Source organism: Chloroflexota bacterium, assembly GCA_035652535.1.
Lineage (GTDB): Bacteria > Chloroflexota > UBA6077 > UBA6077 > SHYK01 > DASRDP01.
In genome coordinates, this window is sequence record DASRDP010000084.1 from 17,386 (window position 1) to 31,809 (window position 14,424).

Sequence of the window (14,424 nt, forward strand, 5' to 3'; positions counted from 1 at the left end):
AAGCACTACAATACACCGCTGCGGTTCCGGGCTCAAGCGGCGGCTGTGCGCCGACGGCCGACCGCAGGGCGCGTCGGCTCGCGGCGGGGAGGAGGAACACGTGCGCTGCCAATTTTGCGGCGAGGAGAACGCGGAAGACGTGAAGACGTGCGTCAAGTGCGGCGCCAACCTCGCTCCGGATACGCCCCCGACCACCGCGTCGCTCACGGCCTGGTCGGGCGTCGGCATCCCGACGGGCATGGTCACCACAGGTCTCGGCTTCGAGGGGTTTCGGATCACGCAGTATCTGGGCATCGTGCGCGGGCTCACGGTCCGATCGCGCGGGGCTGTCGGAAATGTCGTCGGTCAGGTGCAATCCTTCTTCGGCGGGAACATCTCGGTGTACGTCACGCTGTGCGAGCAGGCGCGGGAGGAGGCATACAACCTGATGATTCAGCACGCGACGCAGTGCGGCGCCAACGCCATCATCGGCATGCGCTACGACGCCAACGACGTGATGGAGGGCATCACGGAGGTGCTGGCGTACGGGACCGCGGTCACGGTGGCCCCGCTCGAGGCGCCCGACGCGACGCCCGCATCGGGCTGACGCGCCATACCTGCCGCCCTGAAGGGCGGGCCTATTGTTGGTAGTCGTAGGGTTAACTCAGGAAACAGGGTGGCGTACAATCGCGCCCATGTGGGGGCTGCTTAGGCGATCGCTATGGTTCAACCTCCGCCTATGGACTGGGCCTCTGTCTTTTATCGCAATTAGCCCATTTTTCGCCCTCATCGCCCTGCTTGTCCTCTCTGATCAAAAAGCTCGGCGCTTGGTCAGGTCCCCGTCCGTTGGTCAGGTCCCCGTCCGGAAAGATGATGTTAGAGATGTCCGTGCTGCAAATGGTCGGTGCAGTTCTCTTTGTGGCTCTCTGGGGTTCTTATCACCGCTGAACGCGCCTTTCCACTTCAGGAACCCGGTCGAAGTCGCGATCAAAGCTCAGGATCTCCCTCAAGCCGAGGCGGCGCATATGGGCAACGTTGAGGGCGTCGACGAAGTCGAGAAATTGGTACTGGGTGAAAAGGTCCAACGCCTGCAGATACGTTCGTTTGTTCGCGAGCGAGAGACCTTTCAGCCGCAGCAATGGGCTCAGCAAGCGCTGAACTTCGTCGCGCGGGACGTTGTAGAGGGTCTTTGAGGTTAGGACCCACACGACCTCTATGATGACGCCCTCGCAGGTCGCGGCCGACAGCGCTCCTGAGTCGAGTTGCTGAATGATGGCTTGGGCTTGTTGTGTCTGAGCCGCAAGTTGCGGCTCGGTCGGACCGGGCTGGATTAGGTAGCGCAGGAAGATGTTCGTGTCGATGAAAGCGGTGGCCATCCCCCGGCCTATTCGCCCTCTCGCGCAACATGTCGAACATGTTCCCGGGCGGCCTCCTCCGTGATCTCTTTGTCTGTCAGTGGACGATCAAGCGGGGGAATCGCCTGGAAGCTGGCTTCAAGGGACGAGACCGCAGGCGCCAGTCTGACACATCCATCTTCGAGCGTGAATGTGACTTTGTCGCGTGGCTTGATGCCGAGGGATCGGCGGACCTCCAACGGGATGGTGATTTGGCCTTTTTCGCTCACGGTGCTCACGAATAGTCTCATTGCTTTAACTACATCCCGATGTTGGAGAAATTCAAAATAGTTTTACCGAATAGGCTCGAGGCCCGCCGGGTGATGGGACTGCTGCCCTGAAGGGTGCGGGATGATGGGGCCGCCGCCCTGAAGGGCGGGTCAGTGTTTCGCCCCTCGGCCCGCCGTTTCCGGCGGCGGGCGACGCAGCCCCCCGACCGGCGGGCCTGCCTGGACCGCTTTCCGCGCCCCCGTGACTGCGGCGCACGCTGGGGATATGCTGTTGGGCGATGGCAACGCGGCTTCGCGCGACGCGCGGGGCCCGACGCGGAGAGGGGGCTAAGTCATGCCGTTCGATCTGGTCATTCGCAACGGAACGGTCATCGACGGGACCGGCGCGCCGCGGTTCGATGCCGACGTCGGCGTGGAGGGCGACCGAATCACGGCGATCGCGCCCAAGCTGGGGCCGGGCGCGCGAGAGATCGACGCGCGCGGCCACGTGGTGGCGCCGGGATTCATCGACGCTCACACCCACATGGACCTGTTCCTCGTCCTCTACCCCCACGGCAACCCGGTCGTGAACTTCGGAGTGACGACGGTGGTGATCGGGGACTGCGGCGCGTCCGTTGCCCCCGTGCCCGACGGGACGGAGCCGACCGCGGTGCTGGTGAACTACCTGCGTCGAGTGTTGGACGACTACATCGACGCCGACGCGTGGCAGTGGAAGAGCTACCCAGATTACCTCGCTTACCTACGGGGGAAGGTCGGCATCAACGTCGCCGCGCTCGTGCCCCATTCGCCGGTGCGGCTGGCCGTGATGGGCGAGGCCGCGTATCAGCGGGAAGCGTCGCCGGACGAGATCACCGCCATGCAGCGCATGGTGCGGGAGGCGATGCGGGCCGGCGCCGTCGGCTTCTCGACGAGCCCGCGGGGCGGGCCGGAAGTCCACGCGGGGACGCCCAGCACATTTGCGACGCAGGACGAGATCGTGGCGCTGGCCGACGTCGCACGGGAGTACGGCGGGTGCTTCCAGTTCAACGGCTTCGGCAACCTCATCAAGCCGGAGACGGGAGCGGCCGCGCTCCTTGAACGCATCAATTCCCTCATGATCGGCAACGAGTTCCGCCTCCATCCGGGCGAGCCCGACGAGGCGGCGCGATCCCTCGCCTTCATGGAGGACGCGAGCCTTCGTGGGAAAGATCTGACCGGTGTGGTCATCCCGTACCAGCACATCCGCCGCTTCGGCGTCAACGACGCGTTCCTCTTCGACGGGCTGCCGGCGTGGGAGGAGCTGAAGGGAAGCGGTGGCGACCGACGCGCCCGGCTGCTGGACCCGGACTTTCGCCGCCGGCTGGAGCGGGAGCGGATAGCAGGCGCAGGGAAACCCGCGTTCCCGGAGTGGAACGGCTGGGGGAGCGTGGTGTTCGACCGAATGGACCGCGCCGGTCTCAAGCAGCTCGAGGCGCGGGACGTGGCGGAGGTCGCGCGGGCGTCCGGGAAGGAGCCGGCGGACGCGTTCTTCGACGCCTGGGTCGAGGACGACCTGCGCTCGCGCTTCGTCTATCGCGGCCTCGCCAACGGGAACCTGGATGACCTTGCCGAGATGATTCGCTCCCCGCACAGCTTGATCGGCACCGACTGCGGCGCGCACCTCGACCGCTTCTTCTGGCACGGCACGCCCGCGCGCCTCATCGGCCACTGGTGGCGGGAGAAACAGCTCTTTCCGAGCCTCGAGCAGGCGGTGTGGAAGATCACGGGGTACCCGGCGGAGAAGCTCGGCTTCGAGCGGGGACGCATCCAGCTCGGGCTGCCGGCCGACATCACGGTCTTCGACCCGAACCGCTATCAGGACCTGGTCATGGAGCGGCTACCAGAGCGGGTGGACGCCGCCGAGGTGCAGCGGCACCCGCCGGGAGTCCACGCGGTCGTCGTCAACGGTCAGGTCGTCGTCGAGGACGGCGAGTGCATGGACGCCTTTCCTGGCATCGTCGCGCGCCGAGATCTGTAGCCCGCACCCCCACTGCGGCAGGTGCTGGAGTTCCCCTCCCCCTCGAGGCGACGGGGGGTGGGAGTGACACCCCCCATCCCCGCCTTCCCCCGCAATGGGGGGGAGGAGCAGACCACTCCCCTCTCTCCCGCGGTCGGGGAGGCGGGTACGGGACGAGGTGACACCCCCCATCCCCGCCTTCCCCCGCAAGGGGGAAGGGGCGATCAATCCCCTCTCGCTCGACCTCGACGGGGGAGATGGCGGCTCCGCCGAGCTTAGAGCGCGCCCTGCTCGCGGTAGTAGCGCTCCGCGGCCGGATGGAGCGGCACGTCGAGCGGGCACGCGTCCGAGCTGATGCAGAGGTCGCGCAGCGTCACCGTCCCCTCCGCATCCCACTGCACGAGCGGGCGCACCGCGTCGAGCGCTTTGGCCATCGCGTACGCCAGCTCGTCGGACAGGTCGGCCCGAGTGAAGAGCGGCCATCCGCTGAAGCTCACCGCGGTCACGTCCTCGTTCAGCTCCGGGAACTCGTCGCGCGCCACGGGGATGACGGGCCACCCCAGCTCGCGGATGCGCGCCTCGCCGGCGGCGCCGAGGGACAGGAACTCCATCCCGGACTCGAGGGCGATGTGCCCCCAACCGGAGATCCCTTCGTCGAACACCGCGTCCACGGACCCGTCGCGCATGCCATTGATCCGCGCGGCTTCGCGTGGCCGCTCGATGAGCTGAAGAGAGCCGCCCCACCGCTCCACGTCGGCGAGCGAGAAGCCGTAGGCTCCCAGCACCTGGTCGACGACGAAGCGGGTGGCATTCTTCGGGTCGGCACGGACGGAGATTCGCAGCGGCACCCGTCGCTCGGCGATCTCAGCCACCGACGAGATGCCGTGGCGCCGCGAGACGGCGAACACGTGCCAGTCCAGCGACGGCATGACGCCGATGGCGCGAAGGGGGAGGGGACGGCTGAAGGGGCCCACGCCTCGGTAGGCCATCGTGAGATACGCTGATGGGTTGAAGACGCCCAGGTCAATCCGGCCGCTCGCCACCTCCTCCGCGGGGTTCGGCGTGTCCGACGCGAGGACCACGCGCGGGGCAAAGGGCCCGTTCCTGGCGGAACCGACCGACACGCGGATCTCGCGAAGGGCGCCATCGAGGGTCGTCCGGTCGAACGTGAGCGCGACCGCCATTTGCGCGATGGCGAAGGTGCGAATGTCCGGCGCGTTGGGCGGGCGAAATGGATCCGCGTCCCGGGTCGCCGCCGATCGAAAGGGCACCGCCTCTGCCATGCTTCCCCCTTGTCCGCCCTCGCTTGGGCGCGAAAGATCCGTTATTCTCGCATAGCTACAGTTGGCCGTTTCTGAGGAGGATGTCGTGAGGAATGGATTTCGTGTGTACGATGCGGACACCCACGTGCATGCGACCGCGGAGAGCTTGAAACCGCATCTCAGCGCGGCGCTCCGCGAGCGCCTGCCAAATCTCGATGAGTTCGAGTCGCCATTTCGGACTGGCTGGGCCGGCGAGAAGCTCGAGCCGCCCTACCGCCACCTGTTCCGCTTCGAGCGCCGGGGTGGATGGGGCGGCGGACAGCCCCGGGTCCTGGGCGAGGCGGCTCCGCGAGAAAACGCGTCGCGGGAGTTCCAGCACTTCATGGGGCGAGTCTTTCCCACGCCCGGAAGCTCGGATTACGACCCCGATGCCCGCATTCGCGACATGGACCGGGAAGGGGTAGACGTCCACATGATGGTGCCGGCCGGCCCCGTCGGCCACGCCGATCCGTGGATCGAGATGGAGTTCATTCGTGCCAACCATCGTTATCTCGACGCCTTCTGCAGCGAATATCCCCACCGCCTGAAATCACTCATCGTCGTAACGCCGCGGTCCATCGAGGCGTCCGTTGAGGAGATCAAGCGGTGGGCGGGATCGCCGTGGGCGGTGGGCGTGCAGCCGCACTTCCCGCTCGACTACCCGCTCGATCATCCGGACATGGACGCCATCTGGGCGGCAGCCGCCGACGCGGACCTGTGCATCGTGCACCACAGCTTCGCGTGGGGCTATCCGGGGTACCGGGATCTCTGGGACAACCCCTTCCTCGGGCGGATGGGCTCGCACCCATGGGCAGCCATGCGCGCCGTGGCGGCCTTCTTCGGTTCGGGGATCATGGACCGCTTCCCGAGCATTCGCTTCGGAATTCTCGAATCGGGTTTCGGCTGGCTGCCGTTCTGGGCGCGCCGGATGGACGACCAGGCCGTATACATGGGGTACGTCGCGGAGAACCTGCAGCACAAGCTCAGCGAGTACATGACCGGCGGCCGGTTCTTCGCCAGCATCGTTCTCCACGAGGGGGAGCGAATGGCGCGCATGGTGATGGATGACCTGGGCGATCACGTCCTCATGTTCGGCTCGGACTATCCGCATGCTGAATCGCGGTTTCCGGACTCGGCGGACACGGTGCTCGCGTGGTCGTCGCTCACCCCAGAGCGCATCCAGAAGCTGATGTGGGACAACCCGGTTCGCTTCTTTGGAGAGCCCTGATGCGCGTCGCCGGATGGCTCTTGGTCGCGCTGCTGGCCGCGAGCTGCGCGGGGCGCGCCGGCGCCCCTCCATCGTCAGCTCGCGAGGCTTCCGGCGGGGGCCAGGCCACGGCGTCGACGTCGGCTCCCAAGCGCATTGTCGCCGCGATCATGGGTGACCCGTTCACCGTCTACAACAAGCTGAATATCGCCAACTCCGTGCGCGGGATTTCCGAGATCGAGCGCATGGTCCACGCGGGGCTGAGTGTGACCGACACGACCGGTCAGCTTCGGCCCGAGCTGGCCGAGGCCGTTCCTTCGACCGACAACGGGCTCTGGCGGCTCCTCCCCGACGGCGGGATGGAGACCGAATGGCACATTCGCAGGGGGACCGTCTGGCAGGACGGCACGCCCTTTACCGCCGACGATCTCGTCTTTACGGTCGGCGTCTTGACCGACCCGGAGCTTCCGGTCTTTCGGCATCAGGGCTATCCCCTCATCCAGGGAGTCGAGGCCATCGATCCACAAACGGTCCTGGTGCGTTGGCGCCGACCCTACATCGACGCGGATCATCTCTTCAGCGACTCTATGGGGATGCCGCTCCCCCGCCACCTCCTTGCCGACGCATACGCGACCGAGGAGAAGTCCAACTTCACGCAGCTCCCGTTCTGGAGCACGGATTTCGTCGGGCTCGGCCCTTTCAAGCTCAAGGAATGGGAGCGCGGCAGCCACGTCATCGTCGAGGCGAACGATCGGTTCGTCCTGGGCCGACCGAAGATCGACGAGATCGAGATCCGCACGATCCCCGATACGAATGCGATTGTGGCGAGCGTGCTCTCCGGCAACGTCGACGTCGTTCTCGGCCGCGCCCTATCGGCGGACCAGGCGCTGCAGCTCCGCGACCGTTGGCCGGAGGGAAAGATCGAGACGCCGGTCACGAGTCTGATGATGATGTATCCCCAGCTGCTCAACCCCACGCCGGCGGTCGTGCTCGATCTGACGTTCCGGCGCTCGGTGCTGGAGGCCATCGACCGACAGCTCCTGGCGGACAGCATCGACTATGGCCTGACGCCGCCGGCCGATGGGTTCCTGGAGCCGACGCGGCAGGAGTACAAGGACACCGAGGCGGCGATCGTCCGCTACCCGTACGACCCGCGGCTCGCAGGCCAGCAGATCGAGCGGCTGGGGTATGCGAAGGGGAACGACGGCTTCTTCCGCGACGCGACCGGCCAGCAGCTTCATCTCGAGATCCGGGCGACAGCGGGGGAGATCAATCCGAAGACGATGTACGCCGTCTCCGACATGCTGCAGCAGCTCGGCATCGCCGTCGATCCGGTCGTCATCCCGCTGCAGCGGGTCTCTGACGAGGAGTACCGCTCCCAGTTCCCCTCGTTCACTGTCAACGGGCAGCCCATCGATCTGCGCTTCTTCTCCCGCTTCCACAGCAATCAGGCGCGGCTGGCGGAGAACAACTTCGTGGGCGAAAATCGTTCGCGGTACATGAACCCGGACCTGGATGCGCTCATCGACCGTTACCTGGTAACGATCCCGCACGCGGAGCGCGTGGCGCTCGAGAGCGAGATCACCCACCACGTGACCGAGAACCTACCGCTGCTCCCGCTCTTCTACGACACGTGGCCGGGCGTCACCAGCAAGCGGCTGGCCAACGTTGGCGCGGCGGCGTCGGGCGGCGACGCGGCATGGAACGCGCGGGAGTGGGACACGGCGTAGCGCGGGCGAGGCGACGCTCCGACTCCCTTCACTGCCGTAGAGGAGGAGGATCGGAGCGTCAACGGGGCGCCCTCACCCGGCCGCGCCCACGGGCGCGGCCGGCCTCGCCCACCGCGGTGGGCGAGGCGAGAGCCGGTCTCTCTTCCGTGCCGCAGCGGGGCCCTTCGACTGGCTCAGGGCGAGCGGAACCACGTGCTGAAGGGACCCATCATGGCTCCACCGGCTCGGCACGAGCGGCCCCTTGGGCCTCGGCGGCGATCTCGCTGAGCAGGCGGAAGTCGATGTTCCCGCCGCTCAACACCAGCACCACGCGCTTGCCGGGCATCCCTACCGCGCCGCTCATGAGCGCGGCGAGGGGGACGGCCCCCGCGCCCTCGGCGACCAGCTTCGCCCGCTGCAGGAGCGCCGCGACGGCGGGGCGGATGTCGGCGTCGGACACCTCGATGGCGTCGTCGACACACCGCTGGATGACCGCAAAGGGAATGGCGCCGAGTCGCTCGACCGCGATCCCGTCCGCGATGGTGTCGCCCACCGGAACGGCGACCGGCGATCCAGCCTTGAGTGACGCGGACAGGGAGGGCGCGGCGGCGGATTGCACGCCGATCACGGCTGCGCCCGGAAGCGAGGCCTTCACCGCCAGCGCGACGCCGGCGATGAGCCCGCCGCCGCCGACGGGAACGAGGACCGCGTCGAACTCGGACAGCTCATCGAGGATCTCGAGGCCGATGGTGCCCTGGCCGGCGACGATGGCGGGGTCGTCGAAGCCGGGAATCATCGTCAGGCCGCGCTCCCGCTGCACCTCCACCGCCCGGTCGTGGGCGTCGTCGTAGTGCGCGCCGTGCAGGATCACCTCGGCGCCGTATGCCCGTGATGCCGCGACCTTGCCTTCGGGCGCTGTCGCGGGCATCACCACCACGGCGGTGACGCCCGTGAGCGCGGCCGCAACTGCGACACCCTGCGCATGGTTGCCCGCGCTGGCCGCGACCACGCCGCGTTGTCGCTGCTCGGGCGCGAGCTGGAGGATCTTGTTGAGGGCGCCGCGCAGCTTGAAGGACCCGGTGCGCTGGAGCATCTCGGCCTTCACGAAGAGGTCGAGCCCGAGCCTGCGGCTCAAGGCATGGGAGTGGAAGAGCGGCGTGCGCCGCACCGCGGTTCGAATGCGCTGGCGCGCGGAGACGATATCTTCAAAGGAAACGGGCATCGGATCCACGGGCCGCGCACCTCATCGATGGGCTCAGGGATCGTCGTGGCAGTGTACGGCATCCCCGGCGCCGTCGCGCCGCCCGACGGCGCCCCGCGGGCGGATCGGAGCGTCCGTCTCGCCCGGATTCGGCTGGCGCCCGTAGAATAGCGGTGTCGTGGGCGCTCGCGCGCACGCTGGAGCGCTGGCGAGCCCGCGCGCGGTCGGATGTCACGAGGAGGTGTCGCCGATGTTGACGGCAGAGGAGAACGAACGACTTACCCAGGTTGGGCCTGGCACGCCGATGGGGGAGCTTCTTCGGCGGTACTGGCACCCGATCGCTGCGACCCTCGACCTGGACTCGGACCCGGTGCGCCCCGTCCGTCTGCTGGGCGAGAATCTGGTCTTGTATCGGGATGAGGCGGGCCGGATCGGGCTCGTCGCCGAGCGGTGCGCCCATCGCGGCATCTCGCTGGCATACGGCATCCCGCAAACGGGTGGGCTCCGCTGCGCGTATCACGGCTGGACCTACGACCAGCAGGGCCACGTCGTCGACATGCCGTTTGAGCCTGCGTGCCTCCCCCTCAAGATCGCCGCGTACCCGGTGGAGGAGTTCGCTGGCCTGATCTGGGCTTACCTCGGACCTCAGCCAGCGCCGCTGGTGCCCCACTGGGACCTGCTCACGCGCGATGATCTGGACAAGCAGATCTCGATCCGCGAGCTGCCGTGCAACTGGCTCCAGTGCATGGACAACTCCCTCGACCCGCTCCACTTCGAGCACCTCCACGGGGTATACGGCAATTACCTCATGAAGAAGCTGAATCGGCCGCCGATGTTGACCGTCGCGCGGCACATCAAGCTCGATTTCGAGGTGTTCGAGTACGGGATCTACAAGCGGCGTCTCGTGGAGGGTCAGTCGGAAGACTCGACGGACTGGACGGTTGGCCATCCCATTCTTTTCCCGAACACGCTCGCGCAGGGTGGGCCCGAGCAGATGAGCATCCAGATTCGCGTTCCCATCGATGACACGCACACGCTCCACGTCTGCCTCGACGGGATTGCGCCCCTCGGCGGGCGGCCAGCTCGGAAGGATGTGCCCGTGGTTCACGAGCCCGTCGAGTACGACGAGCTGGGGCGCGTCTTCGCCGACGTCATCGTGAAGCAGGACGAGATGGCGTGGATCGGCCAGGGACCGATCAGCGACCGCACCGCCGAGCACCTCACGACGGGCGACAAAGGGATCCTGCTGTACCGAAAAGTGATCCTCGAAAATCTCGAGAAGGTCGCCCGCGGCGAAGACCCCATGGGGGTGATTCGGGACCCGGCGCAGAACGAGCCCTGCATCCCCATCAAGCAGGGGAGCAATTACACCGCGTTCCGGGTCGGTGTGGGCGACACGTGGCACAACCTGCCGCGCGAGGCCGTCGGCACAACCGCCTGACGCGCCGCTGGTAGAGCAGTCCGGCGCCACCGCGCTCCGTGACTGGCCAGCCGCACGCGGCTGTCACCCGGGGTCGCGCCTCGTCAGAAGGGGAGGGGCGCTCCCACGCCGCGCTCCCGTGCGCGCTCGTATACGATCGCGGCGGCGGCCACGTCCTCCAGCGCGATGCCCTGGGATTCGAAGAGGGTGATCTCGTCGTCGGACCGTCGGCCGGGCATCAGGCCCGCGACGATGGGCCCCAGCTCCCAAACCTTGTCCCACGAGAGCAGTCCTCGCTCGACGGGCCACGCCAGATCGCCGCTCTCAAGCATCGCCGCCTCGCGGTCGTCCACGGCGATGGTGCCTGCCCGCGTCACAGCGATCTCGTCCAGCTCCCGGTTGATGCGCACGTTCCCGCCGGCGGCGTTTACGTGGGTCCCGGGCTCCAGCAGGTTGCCGTCGAAGACCGGCTCCGCCGCGTTGGTCATGGTGATGACGATGTCCCGACCGCGAACGGCCTCCGATGAGGACTCGACCGGGCGCACCTCCTGCTCGAGGATGGCCGTCATCTTTTCGGCGAATGCGCGGCGTCGCTGCGCGTCGCGGCTGTAGACGGCGATGGATTCGAGCTTCCGCACCTGGGCAACGGCGAGGATTTGGGTTTCGGCCTGGTGCCCGGTGCCGATGCAGCCGAGCCGCGAGGCGTTCGGCCGCGCCATGTACTTGGTCGCCACGCCGGACGCGGCCCCGGTCCGGACCTGGCCCAGACGGCCGGAGCGCAAGAACGCGACCATCCCTTCCCCTGCTTTGTAGAGCACGACATCCTGTCCGCGGGAAGCGCCGTACGCTTTGAAACCCAGGTAGCCCTTCTCCATCAGGCTCGCGGCCATGAGGTGAAATCGACGGCGCTGGAAGGGGAGCCGTCGACGGGGCTGGATGGCGGCCGCTCCGACCGCCTTGTCGCGGAAGGCGTCCTCCAGGGCGGCGATACACGAGTCCATGTCCAACAGCTCCGCGACCTGGGTCTCGTCAAGGAAGATGGCCACGGGTGGCACCTCACGATTCGAGAATCTGCACGGCTACCTTAGCACGAACGCCTTGGAGCCCCGGACGGGGGATGCATATACTCGGCTGTGCCCGGAGACACGCTGCTTTGGGGGAAATTCATGGCCCGACCACGCTACGCGCGTCCCGTGACGACGCGCTCCGTCCTGGTCTTTCAGATCGCCGAGGAGCTGGCACGAGACAACACGTGGCCCTATCAGCAGGGCCGCGTGGTGATGCGTCCCCAGGGGGGAGACGCGCCGGGCGTCTCGCTCTTCGGGAGTGACAGCCCCGAGGCCATCGACCTCGTCGCGCGCGGGGAGGTGCAGCTCGCCATCGTGAACCCAGCGGCTCCCCTCACCCTCGCGTATCGCGGAACGGGGCCTTTCAAGGAGGCCATCCCAGTGCGGACCATCGCCGTCATCCATTCGCGCGATGCGTTCGCCTTCGCCGTGAGCGAGAAGTCGGGTATCACGTCCCTGCGCGACATCAAGGAGCGCAAGTATCCACTCAGGGTCACCCTCAGAGGACAGCGCGACCACGCGAATCACTTCCTCGAGCGGGTCGTGCTCGGAGAGTACGGGATTACCTACGAAGACATCGAGGCGTGGGGAGGGCAGGTTCGATTTGATCCGGGTCTCCCGACCGGCACGTCAACGTCGGGGGCTGACATCGCGCACTCCCGGATCGATCTGGCGCGCGAGGGCGCCGTCGACGCCATCTTCGACGAGGCGGTCGGCACGTGGGTCGGGCTCGCGCTCGACGCCGGCATGCGGATCCTGTCGCTCGAGGAGCCGATGGTTCAAAAGCTCGAGGCGATGGGATTTCGGCGATCGATCCTGGCAAAGTCGCAGTGGCCCAAGCTTCCGGCGGACGCCCTCAGCCTCGACTTCAGTGGCTGGCCCATTTACACGCACGCCAACGTGCCGGACGACGTCGTTCGCGCCTTCTGCGCGGCGCTGGAGGCCCGGAAGGACCGCATCCCCTGGCAGGGGGAGGGGCCGCTGCCCCTCGATCGGATGTGCAAAGACTCCCCCGAGGGGCCCCTCGACGTCCCACTCCACCCTGCCGCGGAGCAATTCTGGCGGGAACGGGGCTACCTGTAGCTCAGCTACGGATGCAGGTTCGCCACTCCCGGTAGGACGCAGTCGATGTCCGTGTATCCGAGCAGCGTACCGCTGTGAACCGCGGCGAGCGCATAACAGGTAAATCCGTTCGTCGCGGCCAGGGTGCTCTGAATCGTGCCGGCCAGCGGCTGGGTTAGGCCACCAAGCGTCACCAGGAGATAGCCGTCCTGTCCGTCGCCGACTGGCTGGTTCCAGGTGAGGGTGGTCACGTTCGACTGGTTCAGCTTCACGGTGAAGTTCTGTGGCGCGCCGGTTGGTGTATGGAAACCGACGAGCGCACAGAGGACGTCAGAGATCTGCTGCGGGCTGGGACCCAGCGGAAGCACCGCGTAGCAGTCGAGGTCCGCGGGCGGCGATGTGTCCACGAACGAGATGGCGCTGGACGGGAGCGGCGTCGAGGGGAGGATGGCGAGAGTGCCGTTCGACATGCGAAGCCGCGCGATCAGATACCCGGTCTGTCCGGTGCCCGAATTCCAGCTCAGATGAACGCCCGCGCTGTCGGAGCTGAGGGCGAATCCCTTCCCGCCGATGGGGCCGCCGGTCGAGGTTGGCGTGGGTGTGGGCCCGCCGGGAAGCGACGGATCGATCACCGTGACGGTGTACGTGAAATTCCTCGGCACACCGAAAACCCGAACATTCGAGACGTTTACCGTGTACGTGGTGTCGGGGCCCGATCCGAAGCTCGCTGTCGGGGCCCACACGATGGTGTTGTCGCCGAACCCATTTTGAATGGGCTGCACCACCACGGAAATCGGCGTGGCCCCCTGGGTCATCGTGACGGACGCAAGGCTGAAGTCGGCGCTGGGATACGAGAATGACCACCGCGTCGGCGTGATCTGGAAGGGGATGAATCCCTGGGGCGGCCACGCCACGAACTCGGGCGACGCGGGCCGTATGCCGAAGCTGCCGATCACGTCGAGGTCGTTGGACCCGGTGAAGCCGCCATTGGTCGCCGTCGTCGACCCCGTCCCCATCGACGTCTGGGGCGGGTAGAGGATCCAGCGTCGGTGGCCGACCGCGGTGTTCGTCGTGCCTTCGTCTGCGACGTACGCCATGACGGCGGCGGGTCCATGCGTGCCCAGCGCGAGGTTGGACGTCCCCGCCGCGACTGCTCCCGAAGGCGTGTAACACGTGAACGTCGGGTCCGGGAAGTGGGAGAGACGGCCGCTGGCGATCATCATCAGCGCGGCCTGCTGGTCGTTCACACTGCGGGCCGTGTCGAGCGTCACATTGTCCGGCAATCCCGCCATCGCACGAAAGTAATTGACCGTGCTGATCGTGGCGGCCTGGTACGCATCGCTGTTGGTTCCTGCGACGCACCCGGCGATGCTGCCGGTCCAGCCGGCCGGAACGGCGAGGGCCGGCACGAGCACGGTGTTGTAGAGATTCACGACGGCCGTCCGGTCCATCGTATTGACGGCGAATGCGCCGGCCTTCGGCTCCGCGCTCACGGTGGGCTGGAGAACAGAGGAGTCCGTGACCTGGGGCGGCGGACCGAGCTCGACGCCCGGGTTCGATTGGGCCGATGCGACCGTGGCCGACAGGGTGTCGAAGATGTCTCCACCGGCGACGCTCCGGAGCGGGGCCGGACCGAGCTGTGACACCAGCAGGGCGAGGGTGGCTGTAACCGCGAGGGGACGCCAGGAGACGGGGCGACCGGTCACATGGGGGACGCGGGTCAGTAAACGCATCCGTGCTCTCCTGCACAATCGGCTCGTCGCCGATGCATGCGCCAGCCGGCACAGCGCCGTCCGCGGTGCGGCTTGACGAACCGTGAAAAATTATGCCGTACTGTTACCAGTGGGGCCAGCCACTCGGTCGCAGAATTGCCCGATTT

At 67.1% G+C, this 14,424-nt stretch carries 11 protein-coding genes and 1 pseudogene; 7 read left to right on the forward strand and 5 right to left on the reverse strand.

Annotation, left to right across the window (positions count from 1 at the left end):
• Positions 1-100: 100 nt before the first annotated feature.
• Together VFC51_09540 and VFC51_09545 are read left to right on the forward strand one after the other, a co-directional pair.
• Positions 101-166, forward strand: a pseudogene (locus VFC51_09540) (zinc-ribbon domain-containing protein).
• Positions 167-238: 72 nt separating this feature from the next.
• Positions 239-586, forward strand: coding sequence for a YbjQ family protein (locus VFC51_09545; protein ID HZT07261.1), 348 nt, complete (start codon positions 239-241; stop codon positions 584-586).
• A gap of 331 nt (positions 587-917) precedes the next feature.
• On the opposite strand, the gene VFC51_09550 is transcribed toward VFC51_09545, so the two are convergent.
• Positions 918-1,355: a PIN domain-containing protein gene (locus VFC51_09550; protein ID HZT07262.1), complete on the reverse strand. Its 438-nt coding sequence runs from the start codon at positions 1,353-1,355 to the stop codon at positions 918-920.
• Positions 1,356-1,937: 582 nt separating this feature from the next.
• Between VFC51_09550 and VFC51_09555 the strand changes: the two genes are divergently transcribed.
• Entirely contained in the window at positions 1,938-3,599 is a 1,662-nt protein-coding gene (locus tag VFC51_09555) for an amidohydrolase family protein (protein HZT07263.1), read from the forward strand.
• A 254-nt stretch (positions 3,600-3,853) separates the two neighbouring features.
• Here VFC51_09555 and VFC51_09560 read toward each other — a convergent pair whose 3' ends face one another.
• Positions 3,854-4,861: a TAXI family TRAP transporter solute-binding subunit gene (locus tag VFC51_09560; GenBank protein HZT07264.1), complete on the reverse strand. Its 1,008-nt coding sequence runs from the start codon at positions 4,859-4,861 to the stop codon at positions 3,854-3,856.
• Positions 4,862-4,946: 85 nt separating this feature from the next.
• Here VFC51_09560 and VFC51_09565 point away from each other — a divergent pair, with 85 nt between their 5' ends.
• Together VFC51_09565 and VFC51_09570 are read left to right on the forward strand one after the other, a co-directional pair.
• Positions 4,947-6,107, forward strand: coding sequence for an amidohydrolase family protein (locus VFC51_09565; protein ID HZT07265.1), 1,161 nt, complete (start codon positions 4,947-4,949; stop codon positions 6,105-6,107).
• Positions 6,107-7,816, forward strand: a complete 1,710-nt coding sequence (locus VFC51_09570; protein ID HZT07266.1) for an ABC transporter substrate-binding protein — start codon at positions 6,107-6,109, stop codon at positions 7,814-7,816. Before VFC51_09565 ends, VFC51_09570 begins: the two co-directional genes overlap by 1 nt.
• A gap of 208 nt (positions 7,817-8,024) precedes the next feature.
• Here the strand turns inward: VFC51_09570 and ilvA are convergent, their stop codons facing one another.
• Positions 8,025-9,017 (reverse strand): threonine ammonia-lyase, encoded by a 993-nt coding sequence (ilvA, locus tag VFC51_09575; protein HZT07267.1) that lies wholly within the window; start codon positions 9,015-9,017, stop codon positions 8,025-8,027.
• Between the two features lie 229 nt (positions 9,018-9,246).
• Between ilvA and VFC51_09580 the strand changes: the two genes are divergently transcribed.
• Positions 9,247-10,437, forward strand: coding sequence for a Rieske 2Fe-2S domain-containing protein (locus VFC51_09580; GenBank protein HZT07268.1), 1,191 nt, complete (start codon positions 9,247-9,249; stop codon positions 10,435-10,437).
• Positions 10,438-10,520: 83 nt separating this feature from the next.
• On the opposite strand, the gene VFC51_09585 is transcribed toward VFC51_09580, so the two are convergent.
• The gene (locus tag VFC51_09585) at positions 10,521-11,462 is read right to left on the reverse strand and encodes an ornithine cyclodeaminase family protein (protein HZT07269.1); all 942 of its coding nucleotides are present in this window, start codon (positions 11,460-11,462) and stop codon (positions 10,521-10,523) included.
• Positions 11,463-11,582: 120 nt separating this feature from the next.
• Here VFC51_09585 and VFC51_09590 point away from each other — a divergent pair, with 120 nt between their 5' ends.
• Positions 11,583-12,566 carry a TAXI family TRAP transporter solute-binding subunit gene (locus VFC51_09590; protein HZT07270.1) on the forward strand — a complete coding sequence of 328 codons (984 nt, stop codon included), beginning with the start codon at positions 11,583-11,585 and terminating at the stop codon, positions 12,564-12,566.
• Positions 12,567-12,571: 5 nt separating this feature from the next.
• Here the strand turns inward: VFC51_09590 and VFC51_09595 are convergent, their stop codons facing one another.
• Complete coding sequence (locus VFC51_09595; GenBank protein HZT07271.1) at positions 12,572-14,278, reverse strand: CAP domain-containing protein; 1,707 nt, start codon at positions 14,276-14,278, stop codon at positions 12,572-12,574.
• Positions 14,279-14,424: the final 146 nt, after the last annotated feature.

What these genes read in the sequence shown, in the direction of transcription:
- VFC51_09550 (HZT07262.1), bottom strand. Translation starts at nt 1,355, where the DNA reads ATGGCCACCGCTTTCATCGACACGAACATCTTCCTGCGCTACCTAATC.
- VFC51_09570 (HZT07266.1), top strand. Translation starts at nt 6,107, where the DNA reads ATGCGCGTCGCCGGATGGCTCTTGGTCGCGCTGCTGGCCGCGAGCTGC.
- VFC51_09590 (HZT07270.1), top strand. Translation starts at nt 11,583, where the DNA reads ATGGCCCGACCACGCTACGCGCGTCCCGTGACGACGCGCTCCGTCCTG.
- VFC51_09595 (HZT07271.1), bottom strand. Translation starts at nt 14,278, where the DNA reads ATGCGTTTACTGACCCGCGTCCCCCATGTGACCGGTCGCCCCGTCTCC.
- ilvA (HZT07267.1), bottom strand. Translation starts at nt 9,017, where the DNA reads ATGCCCGTTTCCTTTGAAGATATCGTCTCCGCGCGCCAGCGCATTCGA.
- VFC51_09545 (HZT07261.1), top strand. Translation starts at nt 239, where the DNA reads ATGGTCACCACAGGTCTCGGCTTCGAGGGGTTTCGGATCACGCAGTAT.
- VFC51_09555 (HZT07263.1), top strand. Translation starts at nt 1,938, where the DNA reads ATGCCGTTCGATCTGGTCATTCGCAACGGAACGGTCATCGACGGGACC.
- VFC51_09560 (HZT07264.1), bottom strand. Translation starts at nt 4,861, where the DNA reads ATGGCAGAGGCGGTGCCCTTTCGATCGGCGGCGACCCGGGACGCGGAT.
- VFC51_09580 (HZT07268.1), top strand. Translation starts at nt 9,247, where the DNA reads ATGTTGACGGCAGAGGAGAACGAACGACTTACCCAGGTTGGGCCTGGC.